Source organism: Pseudomonas sp. RIT409 (genome assembly GCF_003052515.2).
In the GTDB taxonomy this organism is placed as follows: Bacteria; Pseudomonadota; Gammaproteobacteria; order Pseudomonadales; family Pseudomonadaceae; genus Aquipseudomonas.
Map to the genome: position 1 here is coordinate 114,906 of NZ_QARE02000003.1, position 17,570 is coordinate 132,475.

At 55.4% G+C, this 17,570-nt stretch carries 14 protein-coding genes; 7 read left to right on the top strand and 7 right to left on the bottom strand.

Annotated elements, in window-relative coordinates; all coding sequences use genetic code 11:
* Positions 1-269 precede the first annotated feature (269 nt).
* Positions 270-2,885, top strand: a complete 2,616-nt coding sequence (locus DBP26_RS05055) for an ATP-binding protein (RefSeq protein ID WP_256600675.1) — start codon at positions 270-272, stop codon at positions 2,883-2,885.
* A gap of 1,223 nt (positions 2,886-4,108) precedes the next feature.
* Here the strand turns inward: DBP26_RS05055 and DBP26_RS05060 are convergent.
* Together DBP26_RS05060 and DBP26_RS26935 are read right to left on the bottom strand one after the other, a co-directional pair.
* On the bottom strand, positions 4,109-4,333 hold the full coding sequence (locus tag DBP26_RS05060) for a DUF2188 domain-containing protein (protein ID WP_108236665.1): 225 nt from the start codon (positions 4,331-4,333) through the stop codon (positions 4,109-4,111).
* Positions 4,334-5,545: 1,212 nt separating this feature from the next.
* Complete coding sequence (locus DBP26_RS26935; protein ID WP_158541402.1) at positions 5,546-5,722, bottom strand: hypothetical protein; 177 nt, start codon at positions 5,720-5,722, stop codon at positions 5,546-5,548.
* 222 nt (positions 5,723-5,944) lie between these two features.
* On the opposite strand from DBP26_RS26935, the gene DBP26_RS05070 reads away from it, so the two are divergent.
* Positions 5,945-6,448: a helix-turn-helix transcriptional regulator gene (locus tag DBP26_RS05070; RefSeq protein ID WP_256600674.1), complete on the top strand. Its 504-nt coding sequence runs from the start codon at positions 5,945-5,947 to the stop codon at positions 6,446-6,448.
* A gap of 657 nt (positions 6,449-7,105) precedes the next feature.
* Here DBP26_RS05070 and DBP26_RS05075 read toward each other — a convergent pair.
* The gene (locus tag DBP26_RS05075) at positions 7,106-7,624 is read right to left on the bottom strand and encodes an AraC family transcriptional regulator (protein ID WP_108236663.1); all 519 of its coding nucleotides are present in this window, start codon (positions 7,622-7,624) and stop codon (positions 7,106-7,108) included.
* Positions 7,625-7,940: 316 nt separating this feature from the next.
* Between DBP26_RS05075 and DBP26_RS05080 the strand changes: the two genes are divergently transcribed.
* The gene (locus DBP26_RS05080; protein ID WP_108236769.1) at positions 7,941-8,402 is read left to right on the top strand and encodes a Rid family hydrolase; all 462 of its coding nucleotides are present in this window, start codon (positions 7,941-7,943) and stop codon (positions 8,400-8,402) included.
* A gap of 21 nt (positions 8,403-8,423) precedes the next feature.
* Here the strand turns inward: DBP26_RS05080 and DBP26_RS05085 are convergent, their stop codons facing one another.
* Complete coding sequence (locus DBP26_RS05085) at positions 8,424-9,377, bottom strand: LysR family transcriptional regulator (protein WP_108236662.1); 954 nt, start codon at positions 9,375-9,377, stop codon at positions 8,424-8,426.
* Between the two features lie 192 nt (positions 9,378-9,569).
* Between DBP26_RS05085 and DBP26_RS05090 the strand changes: the two genes are divergently transcribed.
* Entirely contained in the window at positions 9,570-10,190 is a 621-nt protein-coding gene (locus DBP26_RS05090) for a tyrosine-type recombinase/integrase (protein WP_108236661.1), read from the top strand.
* A 582-nt stretch (positions 10,191-10,772) separates the two neighbouring features.
* On the opposite strand, the gene DBP26_RS05100 is transcribed toward DBP26_RS05090, so the two are convergent.
* The 3 genes from DBP26_RS05100 to DBP26_RS05110 all read right to left on the bottom strand — a co-directional run bounded on the left by DBP26_RS05100 (position 10,773) and on the right by DBP26_RS05110 (position 14,508).
* Positions 10,773-12,095: an MFS transporter gene (locus DBP26_RS05100; RefSeq protein WP_108236659.1), complete on the bottom strand. Its 1,323-nt coding sequence runs from the start codon at positions 12,093-12,095 to the stop codon at positions 10,773-10,775.
* 64 nt (positions 12,096-12,159) lie between these two features.
* On the bottom strand, positions 12,160-12,939 hold the full coding sequence (locus DBP26_RS05105; RefSeq protein ID WP_108236658.1) for an enoyl-CoA hydratase/isomerase family protein: 780 nt from the start codon (positions 12,937-12,939) through the stop codon (positions 12,160-12,162).
* A gap of 48 nt (positions 12,940-12,987) precedes the next feature.
* Positions 12,988-14,508, bottom strand: a complete 1,521-nt coding sequence (locus tag DBP26_RS05110) for a CoA-transferase (protein ID WP_108236657.1) — start codon at positions 14,506-14,508, stop codon at positions 12,988-12,990.
* Between the two features lie 229 nt (positions 14,509-14,737).
* Between DBP26_RS05110 and DBP26_RS05115 the strand changes: the two genes are divergently transcribed.
* The 3 genes from DBP26_RS05115 to DBP26_RS05125 all read left to right on the top strand — a co-directional run bounded on the left by DBP26_RS05115 (position 14,738) and on the right by DBP26_RS05125 (position 17,567).
* The gene (locus tag DBP26_RS05115) at positions 14,738-15,418 is read left to right on the top strand and encodes a TetR/AcrR family transcriptional regulator (RefSeq protein WP_108236656.1); all 681 of its coding nucleotides are present in this window, start codon (positions 14,738-14,740) and stop codon (positions 15,416-15,418) included.
* 200 nt (positions 15,419-15,618) lie between these two features.
* Positions 15,619-16,392 carry a 3-ketoacyl-ACP reductase gene (locus DBP26_RS05120; RefSeq protein ID WP_108236655.1) on the top strand — a complete coding sequence of 258 codons (774 nt, stop codon included), beginning with the start codon at positions 15,619-15,621 and terminating at the stop codon, positions 16,390-16,392.
* 8 nt (positions 16,393-16,400) lie between these two features.
* Positions 16,401-17,567 carry a dihydrodipicolinate synthase family protein gene (locus DBP26_RS05125; protein WP_108236654.1) on the top strand — a complete coding sequence of 389 codons (1,167 nt, stop codon included), beginning with the start codon at positions 16,401-16,403 and terminating at the stop codon, positions 17,565-17,567.
* Positions 17,568-17,570: the final 3 nt, after the last annotated feature.

Below are 17,570 nucleotides of genomic sequence, written 5' to 3' on the forward strand. Positions count from 1 at the left end.
AGCTGAGTACTAAACGGTAGGCCGCCCCGGCTTTACACGGCACTCTTTGCTATGAGGGCATAGCTAAAATGTGTCGTCGAGGAAGGAAATAGGTAGCCATGAGAGCAAAAGCCCTATGGTCCAAGTCATCGCCATAGGGGTGCGCGAAAAGCGTTTTTCTGAAAGACTGGAATTCATCCGTCCGCACAAACAAGTCGATAGCGTCTTCCGTACGTCCATTTGCCTTGGAGTGTACCGCGAAGTAACGCCTAGCTCATTGGGAGAACCGCTTGCTTACTGGCTCCGCGCATTTTACCAGCGCCGACCGCGTGTCTTATGTGCTCGAGGCCAGTGCTCAACTGGCCCGCGCGGCTTCAATTGATGAAGTTGTTGCGGTGTTGCGAGACACGGCTCGCGCTGCGGTCGGTGCCGAAGGTATCGCCGTAATTCTTGAGAACGCCGGGCGATGTTTCTATGCAGCTGAGGACGCAGTTTCACCTCTCTGGCAGGGGCAGAGCTTCTTAGTTGATGAGTGCATTTCAGGCTGGGCAATTCGTCATGGCGAGACGGTGACCGTTTCTGATGTTCAGCTTGATTCACGCATTCCACAAGCAGCCTATAGCCAAACCTTCGTCCAGAGCTTGGTAATGGTGCCCATCGGCAAGCCGGCTCCAGTCGCAGCATTGGGTGCGTACTGGTCGACAGTGCGGGATCATGACGTTCATACGATCAAACAGTTGGAGCGGCTAGCACAACTCGCAACCGTAGCGATCGAAAACGTGCGCATCATGCAAGCGCGCGATCGAGGAGCAGCCATTGGAGCCGCTCAGAATCGCATCCTCAAGCTGGCGGTTGAAGAAATCCCACTCAACCTCATGCTTGAAGTGATAGTTCGCGAGATGGAAATGCTATCGATCTCGGGCTTCATTGGAAGCATTTTGCTTCTGAGCGAAAGCGGGGAGCAGTTGGAATTCGTTGCAAGTCCGAGCCTCCCCCACGTATACAGCGAGGCCATCAAACACATCGCTGACGCTCAATTGCTTGACTCTCCAAGGGTCGTGAGCTCTCAGCTTGGCACGACAGAAAATGCGTTCTGGAGCGAGCTTCACGCGCTAACCCTTAGAATGGATTTGCACGTCTGCTGGTGGAATCTAATACGTTCGGCGCAGGGCACGGTGCTGGGTGCTGTCGTTTTATTACATGGGGAACCGCGTGAACCGCTACCATCGGACGTAGAGATCGTCGACTTTATAATTCAGATGATCGCTCTGATCGTACATCGCTCCCAATCGGAGTCCGCGGTGCGAATCAGCGAGGAACGACTGCGTCTTGCTGTTGAACATGCTGATGTCGGTTTTTGGGACGTGGACTGCGTTCAGGGCACGTTGATATGGCCCTCCCAGACCAGAGCGATGTTTGGTATTTCCCCGGATGCGCCTGTCACTCTTCAAGACTTCTACGATGGTCTGCATCCTGACGATCGCGAAGCTACAGTTGCTGCATTCGCAGCGGCAATGGACCCCGAACGCCGAGCGCTGTACGAAGTCGACTACCGAACGGTGGGGCGAGAGGACGGCGTAGTTCGCTGGGTAGCCGCCAAGGGGCGAGGTATGTTCGATGACTCCGGTCTATGCGTGCGCGTGTCGGGTACTGCCATCGAAATCACTCCCCGTAAAGCTGCTGAAGAGCAGCTGCGGATACTTAATGCCACGCTTGAAACACGGATTGCCCAGGCCATTGAGGAACGCGAAGAGGCTCAGCTAGCGCTGCGTCAGAGCCAAAAAATGGAAGCCATGGGGCAGCTCACCGGTGGTGTGGCACATGATTTCAATAACCTGCTCACGCCTATTGTCGGCACACTTGACCTTCTGCAGCGAAGAGGCATTGGCGGCGAGAGAGAGAAGCGGTTGATATCCGGCGCGATACAGTCTGCCGACCGCGCAAAGACTCTTGTGCAACGATTGCTCGCCTTCGCTCGCCGTCAGCCGCTGCAGAAGGTTCCGGTCGACGTGACAAAGCTGCTCAGGGAAATGGGCGATCTCGTGGCCAGCACCACTGGCCCGCAAATCAAGGTGGTGATTGATGCTCCAAGCGATTTGCCAGCGGCATTCGCCGATGTTAACCAACTGGAAATGGCTCTTCTGAATCTCTCGGTGAATGCCCGTGACGCAATGGTCGATGGAGGAACGATCCGCATGTCTGCCCAGAGAGAGTTGGTCGAGGACGGTCATCGCTCGAAGCTCCCTTCGGGCGAATACCTGTGTATTTCAGTTGCGGACACCGGCATCGGCATGGACGCGGTTACGCTGAGCCGAGCGGTAGAGCCGTTCTTTTCCACCAAGGGCGTTGGAAAAGGGACAGGTCTGGGGCTTTCGATGGTTCACGGTTTAGCATCGCAGTTGAACGGAGCGCTCACCATTCGGAGCTCGCCGGGCCTGGGCACAAATGTTGAGCTCTGGCTTCCACGGAGCCTGGCTAAAACGATCAACCCGTTACGCAATGTGGAGACTTCGCAACAAGTGCCTATAACTGGGACGGCATTGCTGGTTGACGATGAGGAGCTTGTACGTGCGAGCACATCGTACATGCTGGTCGAACTGGGCTATCGTGTCATCGAGGCGGCCTCGGCCGAAGAGGCGATTGAGGTAATGGACGCCGGTGGAGCTTTTGAACTGCTCGTTACTGATCACTTGATGCCCGGCATTAACGGAACCGAGCTCGCCAGAGTTGTACGTGCAAGTCGACCAGACACCGCCGTTCTTTTAATCTCGGGTTATGCCGAGCGAGGGGGCATTGACCCGGAGCTACCCCAGCTGAGCAAGCCATTTCGCAAAGCCGACCTCGCCATCAGCCTCTCAAAACTTCGCAATCAGTCCTGGGACGATGCGGCCAAAGTTTGGCATTAGTGGCTTGGCTCGCCCCGTAAATTCACCAGCGGCACAGATTATCGTCATGATCTATGCCTTTTTGATGCCATGCCTGACCTTCCTACAGAACTACAACCGTCCGTCGGGCATCAGACGATTCCCTAGAGCACGGTCGATCTCTGCGTGACACCGAGACAAGTGCTCATCGCTGAGCAAACCTGATTGATGAAGCGCAGTTGCATAGCGATGAAGAAGGACTGCCGCCTGTGCGGCAGATGCCCGGTCAGCAGCATCGGAAACGCTGTCAAGATCGCCAATGAGCGTATCTAGTTGATGCGTATCGAGTAGAAGCATGGGACATCCAGTGCGTGTACGAGGTGCTAGTAATGTTGACTGTGGCCCATCGCCATAATTCAAACTTTTTACGAGCGCTCGTTGCTTGAAGAGGATTTCCCAACTCCACCAAGCCAGGTTGGACTGAGTTGAGATGGTGGAGCCGTCAAGCCAGACGGAGGTCTGCTCCGCGCGTCGATATCCTCCCACTCCGAGGGCAGCCGCTGTTCCCCACAGGTCATGCAGATGTAGACCTCCGGCGCAAGTCTCAAGTAATAACCTTTGCGGATAAAAGGGTGGCTACAACCTGCGGGAGGCTGGTTATGGCGGTTGGATGCAGCGGACATGAATGATACCTCGGCAGGAGGCGTCAACCTTCTGTTTGAATGTGAAGCGCATATGCGCAATGGGTGAGAATTTATGTTCAGGGGAGGTGGGCTGCGTCACTGCGAGATCACAGGGCGATATCGACACTGATCGCCGCCCTGCCTTCCTGAATTTTTCCGAGAGTCTTTCCCCTCTGTCCGCCTGAGAAGTCCTGCTGCCAGCACCCCATTGCACCGGTCCCAGCAGAACTTCCAGCGCAGCGCTGACAGGAGGTCATCGCTCGCTGGCTGCCGGGGTTTTCCGCTACGTCGCACTTTCCGGCTAACGACGTCCAGGCACCGGCCCTTAGGCCCACCCTGGCGATGGTCCCGCAAATATCCCCGGTGTGGTTTATCGGCAGGCGGCGAAAGCAGAGGCGCAGCACTCGTAAGGCGCACTCCTATGGTGGACGCGCTCTCAAGAATGCCGATGCAAAAGGCCCGGCCGAGTCCGATCAACGGTGCAATAAGCGGGGGTAAGAATTTGAGAGGAACCGGTGATGGCCTAGGAAACATCACCGGAAAATTGCGGGTGTGAAGATCTGTCGATGGCAGCAGATCTGCTTAGCCCTTGCTTTTCGCAGGGTCCGCGCTACGAGGATACGTGCGTTCCTCCTGGATAGTGCCGTCTTCCTTGTGGATCTTCAACGAAGCCGTTTTGCCCTCAAGGAATGCTGTTGCCAACTGGATTGCTTCAGCTTTGGTTGCCGCGCTTTTGGAGGCTCGGGTTGCGCCTTCCTTTTTCAGGGCCCAGCCAGTGTCCGACTTGATGAGATGATAGTTTTCCATAGTGCCTCCTTTTTTTCAGTCCTTCTTTTCGACGCATTGAGTTGATGTTCGTTTGGTTTATTTTGCTCAGCCTTTCCATGGATTGTCGTCGGATTGCGTTACTTTCAGTGGCTGCATCCGTGCTTAGCCATTCGAGGGGTTAGGGGCAGGTGCGTCCGGCTGAATTTCGCCTAGCAAGTAACCATAGCCACTCAACAAGCTATGTGATAGTTGCATTTCTATCCGTTTGGGCGCTGAACTATTTCTCGCTAAAAGCTAAACTCGGTCGCGTGCGGTCCAGGAAGCGGTGCTCTGGTTTAACCCGTACAAAACGTGTGAATTGTCTGATCCGACAGATATCTTCAAATTTCCCTACGTTAGGTGCGAGAGACAAAACAGAAGTTTTTTACTCGTACTCCAGCCCCCATTGCACCTCGAGGGAGTTCCCTGCGAGGTGGATTCGCAGGAGTAACATATGAACACCTTTGGCATCAGACTCAGGCAAGAACGTAAACGGCTAGGTTTAACCCAGCTTCAAATGGCAAAACTCGGTGGCGTCGAGCCGAATGCACAGGGCCATTACGAATCGGGCGCTCGCTCACCCAAGGCCTCATATCTTCAACGCCTTAGCGACGCTGGCGTAAATGTCGGGTATCTTTTTTCCGACAACCCACCAGATCATTCAGACGGAATCGTTACGACTACCCTCCCTGGTCGTCTTGGGGGAGGCCCTGCCGGTGCTGCCGCAGCGTTAATATCCCAATTCGGACTGAATATAGTTACAACCGCACAGATCGTCTATGACGCTGCGAGGTCGTGCTCACGAGCGGTGCCATCCGTAGATGAAGAAGAACTTGAAAAACAGTTGAGCAGCCTGAAATTCACCACCGCACGATTCGTCGAATCAGCCTTGGTTCTCATCCCGCGATGTGTTTGTGTTGATCACCGCACTTCCAGCTGCACAACATCCCCGGCTCGAACTGAGACCTCACCACCCAAAGAATCAACCGACCCAGGTGCATAAACACCTGAGCGGCCGTCTAATCCCCAGAGGATACCTACACCTCAAGTGACGGCTCGCCGCAACGTGAAAAAAGCGCGGCGAGCCTGGCGCCTCCTTAGCGGTACAGCAGAGCTTTGCAAAATAGCCAACCCAGTTTTCCCTTGGATGAGCGGCAAACGCTGCCTGCGGAAGATATCGCCAAGGGCGTTCTACCTCCGCTCCCCTGAAGGTCAGCATTCACGAGGTTCTTCCTCGACCGCAGCGCCAAGCAGATCATAATATCGGTAATGGAAGTCCGCTTGCTCTTTGCGACCTTCCATTTTTGCTTTCAGTGCTTCCTTCAGGTGCCAGTCGCGCATCCGGCGAAGACTTTCCAACTGTCTTTGCGAACGTGAACTGTTCGGCATATGCCCTCCATGACTGCTGCGGCCTTTTGACTATAGATATTAGACGTCCTCAGCATCACGAGCGTAAAAAAGCCGCACCGAAGTGTAGCTAACTGAAGTTGCCCTGCTAAGGCGAGTATGGATGTTGCTACGGCTCGGAATTTCGAGCCAACCGTGCGGCAAAGGTCAATTCACTTTAGTTTTCCCAGACAGACGGCTATAAATTCAGGCTGCAAACACTATGTGGATTTCCTGCTGATGGTGGAGGAGGAAGACGTGCACAGCTTCGGACGCAGGCTTAAGCAGGAGCGCATACGTCTAGGCTTGAGTCAACGTGAGCTCGCCAAGATTGGAGGGGTTGAGCCAAATGCTCAATTCCATTACGAATCTGGCACACGTTCGCCCAAGGCTGACTATCTGCAAAACCTTGTGCGGGCAGGTGTGGACCTCTCGTACTTGTTTACAAACGATTCGGACACGTACCCAAGCGAACCTGCGTCGACAAATTCAGGTCGATTTCTTACGACGAATATGCGTTCGGATGAGGCTGTCGTGCTGCTGATCACACAGTGCGGCCATAATATTGAAACTGTTGTGCAAACTATCCACGACGTGGCTAGGTACTGGTCAATTAACCTTTCCAGTTGCGAAGCAAAAGAATTTGAACTTCAAATGTTAGAGCTGAAGGCGAGCGCCACGCGTTTGATAGACACTGCCTTGCGACTTTCTACCACTCATTCCTTATGACCCAGAGCGATGCGAAAGTTCAGATGAAGGCAACGCGCCGAACCCGGCGATCGGTCTGCGCTGTTTTATGCCTAAAGAACCCATATCTTTTTTGACGCTCAGATAGACGGCATGAGCAGCCCCTAAGTTTGTTGATGGGTGTTCACCCTCGAACAGGTGTAGTGAGCCATGCATAACTACCCGATTGGCCGCAGAACTCGGTAGGCGCTACAGCTATAATTAGCTATCGAGAGGATCTTTTGAAGCCCATTTTTAGCCCCGACTCGAGCAATCAATCGAGACCCGTATACCTATCATGCCTACAATTCTGCTAACAGAGTGGAACCGCCGCTGGCGATTGAGTGCGGATCACGTCACCTGCCGCCGGTGCCAAGCTGAGCAGCCGTTCGAGTCTGACGGCCAGGCGTTCGAGCACTTCGCGAACTGTCCCTATCAAAAGGATGGACGGAATCCTTGGAGGGACCTTGAAATTGCGCTGGACGCGTCGAACCGCCGTGGAAAAGATGGAGCGATCAATATATAGGAGAGACATTTGTGCCGGACTTTTGGTCCACCCGTTTGACTGCGCTCACCCAAGCTTGCATTAGCTGCTCCCGCATTACTGAGTAATCGCCGTCGGCGACCCGAAGCGGCTATTACAGGATTAGCAATCGAACCTTATAACACGTCAACATGGGAACACTGGCTGCGCTGCCACTGTTTGGGTGAAAGTCCGGCATGTTTGCGAAACGCGCGGGTGAAGTGGGCTTGATCGGCGAAGCCACATTCGAACGCCACTTCGCACATCGACAGTGACCGTTCAGTTATCAAATGCTGGGCCCGTTCGATGCGCGATTTATGCATCCACTCTTGCGGCGACATGCCGGTGGCTTTCTTGAACGCGCGAGAGAAATGGCTTCGGGACAATGAGCAGCGGGATGCGACCTGGGCGATGGACAGTTTCTCCTCAAAACAGGAGGCGAGAATTTGTTTGGCTTTGCGTTCAAGCCAAGGTGCCAAGGCAGCCTTTTGCGCAGGGGCCGCGCCCTCATCCTCACGGCGAACCGCTTGCTCCGAGCAACGCGCCATGCCCATCTGAGGCTGGGCTCGGAAAACGGCGCACCCATTGATCTGCAGCATTGGCTGAACAGCCAGTGCGATTGGGTAACTTTCCTGTTGCAACACGGCCGTGTTCATTGTCTCTCCTCGTAGTGCGCGCAGCCGTATCCGTCACCGGGAGGGCATCGGCTTGCATCTGAATCATGAGTCAGGGGATGCGGTGTTCAGCGACCGCGTCCGCTTCGTAATCCCCCTTTGATCGAGGGCCTTGTGGAGTGGCGGCGGCTAAACGCTCATTCAAGTTAACGGATCTACCGACCAATCTTTCGTGCATTTTTGAGCTTCCGGTGGCGCAGAAATGCGCCAGTGAAGTCTTGCCAGCCCTGCTAGCATCCGCTCTCTGTCAACCGAACCGGCGCACACAAGGCGTCCTACCCGAGCCAGGAGAATGCAATTGGCTGCTTCACGTCCGAATGACCGAAAAACCGCGTACTGGGGCGTTCCTTGGGAAGCAGGTTATGGCTACCCGCAAGCGCGGCTGGAAGGGAGCGCGATCTATGTGTCCGGCCAGTTCAACCACGATGAAGACGGCAATCTGGTCGCCCCGGCCCCACTCGACAGCAAGGGCAAACCTCGTGATTTCTCCAAGATGGGAGAGCAGATGCGTACTGCCTACGAAAACATTTCCAAGCTGCTCGCCCTTTACGGCGCCACGCTCGAGGACGTAGTCGAGGAAACGTTGTATGTGCTGGACATGGATGCGGCATTCGCCGTGGTGGGCAGTGTGCGCAAGGCAGCCTACGGCACCGAGCACCCGCAGTGCGCAAGCAACATCATTGGGGTGTCCAGGTTGGCGCAGCGTCCGCAATTGGTCGACATCGCGTGCAAGGCCGTCATCGGCTCACGAGCCGCTTGAGCGAAATTGCGCCCGACGCGACTACACCGGATGGACGAGCTGCCCTTCGATAAGGGGCCTCTGGTTGGCCACCGCAGCGGCGCAGAACGTCATGAAGGCCTTTACCCGCCATGACTTGCGAATGTCCTGGTGGGTGAGCAGCCAGAGTTCATCATTGAGATCGGGCACCACCGGGCCGACTCGTCTCAGGCCCGGGGTCATATCGCCCAGCATGCAGGGCAGGAACCCGAACCCCAGCCCCGCCGCGATCGCTGCGCTGGCCGCCGCGACCGAATCGGTGCGATACGAGATGCAGTGCGCATCCACTCGGCCGTCGAGGTAGGTGGTGGCCTTCAAATCACGAAGCCCCCCAGAATACGACACCCACGACTGGCCCTCGGCGAAAGTTGCGGAACCCGGCGCGCTTCTGGCGTTGCCGTAAGGCGCCCAAGCGATTGTCGCGAGCTTTCGCCCCACCAGGCTCTCCGATGGTTTCTTGGTGGCCCTTACCGCGATGTCCGACTCGTCCCGGGCCAGGCTCAGTGTTTGGTTGCCCACCAGCACCTCGATGGTGATTCCTTCGTTGACCGCTTTGAAGTCGGCGATGATGGGGGTCAGGAAATACAGGAGCAACGAGTCACTGGTGGTGATTCGCAGCTTGCCCAGAAGCCCGTGCCCCGCCCGTGATATGCGTCGGGCGACGCTGACGATGTCGAGCTCGACGCGTTCGGCCAGAGCACGCAGCTCCGCGCCTTCCGTGGTGAGCATGTAACCCGAGCGCCGATGATCGAACAGGGCGATGCCTAATGTCTTCTCGAGCTGCGTCACTCGGCGTGAAACAGTGGACACGTTGATCCCGAGCCTCTTGGCAGTGACGGCGCGATTGCCACACTCGCTGAGGGTCTTGATGATGCGAAGATCGTCCCACGAAAGCTGGTTGACTGCCTCACTCAGGTCCCACTTGGCGTTGCCATGCGTACCCTGCCCCGACGACATACCTTTTGGTGATGATTTCACGCCCGACCTTCCAGACCTCTAGTTAGCGCATCATACGAAAAGGCGTGCAGGAGAACCATTCTGAGGGGTGCAAGTACCGTTAGTGATTACTCGTGAGAACTACCGGACGAATGACATGTTCTAGGATCGGATCGGTAATTCTTGAACCTCCTACAGATAGGAGGCCTTGCTATGAAAAATCTGAAATCAGCAAATAGCTCACCGTGGAACAAGGGGAAGCTAGTCGGTCAAAAGTCGCCGCTGCGCTTGCGAGATATCTGGGGCATCCGTATCAGGCTGGAGCTTGCTGCGAGGATCAGGGACCTTGCATTCTTCGATCTGGCGATCGATAGCAAGCTGCGCGCATGCGACTTGACCAAGCTGCGAGTTCGAGATGTCGCGCACGGAGCCCATGTGTCATCACGTGCCATCGTAATGCAGCAAAAAACTCATCGACCTGTGCAGTTTGAAATCACAGTTCAAACCCGAGCTGCCCTCGAAGCGTGGTTGAATCACGCCCGGTTGAAGAATGAAGACTTCCTTTTCCCTAGTCGCCAAAGCAACTCTGCACATTTATCGACCCGCCAATATTCGCGCATCGTGAAATCCTGGGTAGCATCCATCGCTCTTGATCCGGCGTCATATGGTACTCACTCAATGCGGCGGACCAAAGCATCATTGATTTATCGTCGGACCAAAAATATCAGGGCGGTACAGATACTATTGGGGCACACCAAGCTGGAGAGCACCGTCAGGTACCTCGGCATTGAAGTAGACGATGCGCTGGAGATGGCAGAGCAAACAGAGGTATAAACAGACAGGGACGGTGGCATTAATCGCCGCCGTCTTTGACAGGTCAGATGCTAGGACAAGCATTCATCCTCTACAGCTATCCAGTATTTCGTGGAGCTCTATCCAGGGCAAACGCGAACTCTGGATGAGGGCACTCACAGTGCTCGGTGTGCGGAAAACGCCTGTTCCGCATCCATCAACCCCTGTCCTGCCAAACAACCACGGCAGACCAATTTACCGTCTGGAATTTGAAACCAAGCGCTCCACTGAAGCAACCTGCGCTCTGTGTCCATGACTTGATCCTCTCGTTCCCGGAGCTTCTTCAACATACCCTTTTGCAGCGGCGTGTAAATGCTCAATCGAGTAACTTCGTTTGAGAGTCTCGACAGACTGGCGGCCTACGGCCAAAAGCTGCCAGTCCTGCTCGTATCAGTTCTAAACGCCATGCAGCGGGATGAAAAAAGCCCCGCCCCTACATTGAAGTTCTTGCGTGGAAGAACTCAATGAAGGGGCGAGGCAAAAGGAGCATAACTGGAGGATGTCCCCACCAACCGCTCATGAGGAACAGATCGGCTGGTCAGTCGGGCTAACCAACCTTCGACTTCAGGCCTGGGCGCTGTGAGGTGTCTGCTGTTTGGCGACATCCTCGATATTCGCAACCGGCTTGGAGCCACGGATCAATGCCATCACGCACCAGGCGACGATATACGCAGCTCCGCACATTACGAACAGGATGTTGTAGCCAGCATTGATGTTACCCAGCAGTTTGAAGTGATCAAGAATCACGCCAACCAGTAGGGGGAACAGTGTCGCACCGAGCGCACCGGCAAGGCCGCCGATTCCCACGACGGAACCCACCAACTGCTTGGGGAACATGTCGGATGGTGTTGTGAACAGGTTCGCAGACCAACCTTGATGAGCAGCCGCAGCCAGGCTCAACAAGCCCACCATGACCCACATGTTTTCGATCCACGGCGCGAACGCGATTGGCACAACCAGAAACGCCAGGCCCAACATAGTCGTTTGTCGGGCCTTGGAGACCGCCCAGCCCCGCGCGATCAGCCTGGAAGAAATCCAACCGCCGCCAATGCTGCCAATTGAGGTCGATGTGTAGACGATCACAAGGGGGAGACCCAAGCTTTTCAGATCAAGCCCGAAACGCGCGTTGAAGTAAGACGGCAGCCAAAACAGCATGAACCACCAAATTGGATCAGTCAGGAGTTTGCCGCTAAAAAATGTCCAGGTTGCCCGCAGCTTGAGCAGCGACAACCAGCTCACCGATACCTTTTCTGACGCGCCGTCATCTTGGCCTTCATCAATGTAGCTGCGCTCCTCCTGGGAGAGCTTCGCGTGTCTGGCCGGAACCTGATACATCAGATACCAGAAAATTAGCCATACAAAACCAGTGAGGCCTGTGATGAAGAACGCGGACTTCCAGCCATAAGAGGCGGCGAGCCATGGTACGACGGCTGGAGCGGCCACAGCGCCAATGCTAGTGCCCGCCGTCAGGATGCCTACGGCAAGAGCTTGCTCCTTGCGTGGGAACCATTCGGAGACACTTTTCACAGCACAGGGGAAGCTGCCGGATTCCGAGATGCCGAGCAAGGCGCGCACCATCGCGAATTCCAGGGCCCCTTTCACGAAAGCGTGGCCGCAAGCAGCGATGCTCCAGACGACGACACAGAGGCCGTAGCCGATCTTCACGCCTACCTTGTCGACAAAGCGACCAGACAGCAGCATGCCGACTGCATAGAAGGATGTGAATACAACAACGATGTAGCTGTAGTCCGTTTCAGACCAACCGAACTCAGTGCTCAGTAAAGGCTTCAGGATTCCCAGAACCTGGCGATCCAGATAGTTGATGGTGGTTGCAAAGAACAAAAGCGCGCAGATACGCCACCGATAGTTGGTGCGAACGCTATTCATGACTTGACCTCTATTATTTTTTTGACGGTGTATGGCAGTCATTCACTGATCAGTAAAACACTGATCAGCTTCGGTCACTGAAAATGGCTGGACGTTTCTCCCGAAACGCACGAACCCCCTCAACCGCATCGGATGTCGCTTTGCAGACGGACGCGGCAAACTCGTGGCTGAGTTCAGCATCGCCTCCGTCAGCGATCCTCAGGAGCCGCTTTCCAATGGACTGTGCGACCGGCGAACGGGATTTCAGCGTCTGGCAGGCCTGATGAACCACCTCCTCCAGTGCCTCCGGAGCTACCGCTGCATTCACCAAACCCCAGTCAACTGCGCGCTGAGCATCAATAGGTGTTCCCAGCAGCACCAACTCACGGGAGCGTGTTGGGCCGACCAGATCGTTGAGACGTTTGCAGCCCATCCAACCAGGAATGGCACCTACGGCAGCTTCTGGAAAACCTAACGAGGCAGTGGTGGCCGCGTAGCGAAGATCACAGGCCAGAGCCAGCTCGAAACCGCCACCCAGTGCAGATGCCGACAAGACTGCCACCGTTGGGATGTCCAACTCATCCAGGCGTCTGAACACGCGGTTGCCGGTGCGGATCCATTGACTACCCATCCGCTCGGGATCGATGTCGCCCCATTCATTGATATCGGCACCGCTGCAAAAGAAGCGAGGACTGGTCGACCGAATGGTCAACACCCTGACTGCTGGGCTGTGCTCGATCTCTTCAAGAGCCCGGTCGATAGTGCGTAGCATCTCGGTCGTCAGCGCGTTATGGCGCGAGACCCGGTTTAACGAGATGGTCGCGATGCCATCTTCGACGCGAAAGGTAACGTCATCGCTATACATGATGCGATCCTTATTATTGTTAAGTTGGAACAGCGTGTGTGGTTTAACTCAGGGTGTGACGGGCTCCGGCTTACGGGCAGCGTGCATCTCGGAAAGGACCGGAGCGAACTCCATTCGAGACAAAATATCTTTATGAAGCTCAACGCCCGGAGCGACTTCAATCAGCGCAACGCCGTTGGACGTCAACTTGAAAACAGCACGCTCGGTAACGTAGAAAACTTCTTTTCCATCGGCGAGCGCCTGCTTACCACTGAAGGTGATGTGACGGACTTTCTCTACGAGTTTCGGGATGGAGCCAGGAGACAGGATTTCGATACCTTCATCCTTCGGCGCGACGTTGAGGCCTTTCGCTTCGAACGCACCGCAGAACACGATTTTTTTGGCACCTTGGGTGATGTCCATGAAACCGCCAGGGCCGACGACACGACTGCCCAGTTGGGAGACATTGACGTTGCCTTCCTTGTCGAGTTCGCCCATTCCCAAGAAGCTGACGTCGATACCACCACCGCTGTAGAAATCGAACTGATCGACGCTCGAAATAATTGCGCTCGCATTGCGGGCGGTGCCGAACATGGCGCCATCGAGCATGTCACCATTATGAATACCTTGCTCTACAGATCCCCAATACTCATGGCTCCGCCCTTGAGCGGCCAGCAGCGCAGGGATAGCGCCGGGGAATCCGAAGCCGAAATTCACTGACTGATTGATGCCCAACTCTTTTGCAGCCCGCTTGGCCACGATCAGCCGCATTGGGTCTATAGGTGCGTCTTCAGCTTTAACGTCCGCTCGCGCCTCACCACTGAGGGTCGGATCGTACTCGCTGATTGCACACTGGCGTTGATGAGAAACTTCCACCGTAGAGTCCACAAGGACGCCAGGAACGCGCACCTGACGCGGCGGGAATGGCTTAGCGGCTTTGCGCTTTACTTGAGCAATAACCTTACCGCCACTGTTATGGGCGGCGAGGCAAACAGAATAGAGGTCGAGATCCGCAGGCTCATGCCGGACGGTAAGGTTGCCCTGATCGTCTGCTTCCGAGGCCAGCACAAAGGCATAGTCGATTTTGATGGGTTTGAACCGCAGATACTCCTGTCCGTCGATGGTCAGGACTTCAACGAGATCTTCGGTAGAAATGCTGTTCAGTTTGCCGCCGTTGACGCGCGGATCCACGAATGTGCCGAGTCCTACTCGCGTGATCACGCCCGGACGGCCTGCTCCGATTTCACGAAGCAAGGTGGCGATCACACCGCCAGGAAAGCTGTAGGCTTCAATTTCTTCGCTGGCTGCCAGACGCTGCATCTCAGGTGACCAGACCCAGTGCCCACCAATGACCCGCTTGACCATCCCGGCGTGAGCCAGGCGACCAAGCCCACTGCCGTTTCCGTCACCAATGCCCAAGGCATGCACGACGGTGAGGTTACGTGGATGACCTGTTTTCAGAAAGCGACGCTCGAGCGCCTGCAACAACTCATCAGGTTCCAGCAATCCACCGCCTGAGCCTGTCAGCGTCAGGGTTGCGTTGTCTTCGATTGCAGAGACCGCTAGGTCGGCATTGATCCACTTTTTCACAGGACCTCCGATTTGCAATAATTATTTTTTAGGACCGAACCAGTTCGTTACTTAAACAAATGCTTTCACATGTCCTCCGTCTTTGCAAGGGGAGCTGGATGATGACGATGAGCGGCAACCACTCTCCCTCAAGAAGTAACGGTTTGGTGTGATAGCTGAGCCCCAATCGCTCGGACAGTGGTGTACAGTGGTCACTCGATTGAAATGAGAAATCGCTGAGGATCGTGCGATGCCTGATGTTGCAGCACCCGAAAACAACACAAAACTGGACGCACCAGCACGGCAGCAAAAGCGGCACCGGAATCCTGAAAAAACTCAGGCAATGATTCTGGCTGCTGCGAAAAAAGTGTTCGCACGTGTAGGGCTTGGTGGTGCAAGAATTGAAGCCATTGCCGAGGAGGCGGGCGTCAACAAACGCATGATTTATGAGTATTTCGAGAGCAAGGATCAGTTGTTCCTACGGGTGCTGGAAGCGGCCTGGACGGATATCCGGACAGCAGAGGCAAAGCTGAACCTCGATTCGCTACCACCTGTAGATGCCATCCGTACACTGCTGACCTTCACCTGGGATTACTACCTGAAAAATCCCGAATTCATATCACTGGTCAACAGCGAAAACCTGCATCGGGCTCGCCATATCAAGGAGTCTGAGCTATTCACCCAGCTGCACACTGGATTCGTTGGCATGGTTGAACGCATCCTCAACCGAGGTGTTGCATCAGGTGACTTCCGACCAGGTGTAGATCCACGTCAGCTCCATCTGACACTGGCCGCTATCGGGTTTTACTACCTCAACAACCGGTTCACCGGGGAAGTGATTTTCGGCTTCGACTTCACCAGCAAAGAAGCGCTGAAAGCTCGTCTCGAATTCAATATCGAGACCATCATGGGCATCTTGCGCCCAGTCTAAACCGCACTATTCCGCCCCTTCCCCAAGCAACGCAGCCTACATGGCTGCGTGCTGCGTTTTGCCGTCTGGCTATTGGTCATTGACACCTTGCTGATCGCCAGATTAAATACCGAACCGTATCGTTACTTAAATAAAAACAAGAGTCTCTGGCGATGCGAGCCGTTACGGCGGCAGCTTCCAGAGCGCAAGGAGGATCAGAGATGGGCCGTCCAGTAGCACTCGTGACCGGCGCTCGAAGAGGCATCGGTAAAGCCATCGCCCTGGAGCTGGCGAAGGCCGGTTTCGACATCGCGGTGAATGACGTCCAGGCATCTACAGAACTCGACGACGTTGTCGTGATGTTGCGAGACCTCGGCGTAAAGGCGATTCCCTCCATTGCGGATCTGAGCAACATCGACAGCCATGATCAATGGCTAGCGACTGTCGAAAAAGAACTCGGCGCGTTGGACTGCCTTGTCAACAATGCCGGTGTTTCGGTTATGTCGCGCGGTGACCTGCTGGATGTCACACCAGAAAGCTACGACCGCTGCTTGCACATCAATACCCGTGGCACTTTTTTCCTCATGCAGGCGTTTGCCAAGGCAGCATTGAAACGCGATAGCGACCCCAACGCTCATCCTCGCTCAATCATCACCATAACGTCCTCAAATGCCGTTGCAGCATCTCCTGCGCGCAGTGAGTACTGCGTCTCCAAAGCCGGGTTATCGATGGCCACTACTCTGTTCTCGCTCAGGTTGGCGGAGGAAGGGATCAGTGTTTACGAAGTCCAGCCTGGCTTCATCGAGACGGAAATGACGGCGCCATCCAAGTCGCGCTACGACGCATTGATGGCAGGCGGGCTCACGGCAATCCAGCGTTGGGGCCGCCCTGAAGATGTGGCCGTGGCTGTCCGTAGTCTGGCGACCGGATCCCTTCCCTACAGCGTCGGTCAAGCCATCCGTGTGGATGGTGGCCTCCTCGTCAACAAGTACTGAGAACGATCATGCCTGCTATCAAACTTCCATCTCTTAACGGCTCCGTCGAAAACTACCAACTGCGCGGCACTCCTATACCCGTAGTAAAACCCACCCAGCCATTCTCCCGGATCGTCTACTCGGCAGCGCACGTTGTGGCCAATCCCCTAGCAGCTGGTGAGCTGAATCAACCAGCCGCTATCGACTGGCAGCGAACTATGGAATATCGCCGCTACCTGCTTGAGCAAGGTCTGGGCATCGCTGAAGCCATGGACACCGCGCAGCGTGGAATGGGTTTAGCTTGGGCAAATGCGCTGGAACTGGTTTCCCGCACAATGCAGGAAACAAGCGATATTCCAGACGCTCTGATCGCTTCCGGATGCGGCACGGATCACTTGGGTCCGAATGAAGCTCAGTCGTGCGACGATGTAATCCGCGCCTACGCCATGCAGATCGAAGCGATCCAGAAGACGGGAAGCCGCATCATTCTGATGGCCAGCCGTGCTTTGGTCAAAGTCGCTAAATCCTCCAGCGACTATGAGCGCGTCTATCGCGAAGTATTGGCCATGTGTGATCAGCCGGTCATCCTGCACTGGCTGGGCGAAGCTTTCGATCCGGAATTGGCCGGATACTGGGGGGCACCTGACTACCGTGAGGCTTCTGCGGTCTGCCTGGATATCATTGGTGCTAACGAATCCAGGGTAGATGGCATCAAGATTTCGCTGCTGGATGAGCAGAAAGAAATCGAGTTTCGTCGCAGGCTTCCAGCCTCGGTGAAGATGTACACGGGTGATGACTTCAACTACCCCACGCTGATCAAGGGCGATGAAGTTGGCTTCTCGCACGCGTTATTGGGCATTTTCGACGCAATCGCCCCTGCCGCATCCCAAGCGTTGGCGGCACTGAGCAGCGGCAATACTGACCGCTTCCATTCGCTGCTTGACCCAACCGTAGCCTTGTCCCGGCATATCTTCCGTGCCCCGACTCAGTACTACAAAACAGGGGTGGTGTTCCTGGCCTACTTGAACGGTTTCCAGGATCACTTCTTTATGCTGGCTGGGCATCATGGTATGCGGCCTCCTGCCTATCTGGCCGAAGTGCTGCGCCTTGCTGATCAGAGTGGCCTGCTACGCGATCCGGACGACGCCGTACGTCGCGCTCAACGCGTCATGTTCAGCTATGGCGTCAGCGAGTAACCG

Excerpts from the sequence above, each read along its gene's own strand:
- DBP26_RS05085 (WP_108236662.1), bottom strand. The coding sequence starts at position 9,377 with ATGTCGTCGGGGCAGGGTACGCATGGCAACGCCAAGTGGGACCTGAGT.
- DBP26_RS05075 (WP_108236663.1), bottom strand. The coding sequence starts at position 7,624 with ATGAACACGGCCGTGTTGCAACAGGAAAGTTACCCAATCGCACTGGCT.
- DBP26_RS05105 (WP_108236658.1), bottom strand. The coding sequence starts at position 12,939 with ATGTATAGCGATGACGTTACCTTTCGCGTCGAAGATGGCATCGCGACC.
- DBP26_RS05060 (WP_108236665.1), bottom strand. The coding sequence starts at position 4,333 with ATGGAAAACTATCATCTCATCAAGTCGGACACTGGCTGGGCCCTGAAA.
- DBP26_RS26935 (WP_158541402.1), bottom strand. The coding sequence starts at position 5,722 with ATGCCGAACAGTTCACGTTCGCAAAGACAGTTGGAAAGTCTTCGCCGG.
- DBP26_RS05125 (WP_108236654.1), top strand. The coding sequence starts at position 16,401 with ATGCCTGCTATCAAACTTCCATCTCTTAACGGCTCCGTCGAAAACTAC.
- DBP26_RS05100 (WP_108236659.1), bottom strand. The coding sequence starts at position 12,095 with ATGAATAGCGTTCGCACCAACTATCGGTGGCGTATCTGCGCGCTTTTG.
- DBP26_RS05120 (WP_108236655.1), top strand. The coding sequence starts at position 15,619 with ATGGGCCGTCCAGTAGCACTCGTGACCGGCGCTCGAAGAGGCATCGGT.
- DBP26_RS05115 (WP_108236656.1), top strand. The coding sequence starts at position 14,738 with ATGCCTGATGTTGCAGCACCCGAAAACAACACAAAACTGGACGCACCA.
- DBP26_RS05090 (WP_108236661.1), top strand. The coding sequence starts at position 9,570 with ATGAAAAATCTGAAATCAGCAAATAGCTCACCGTGGAACAAGGGGAAG.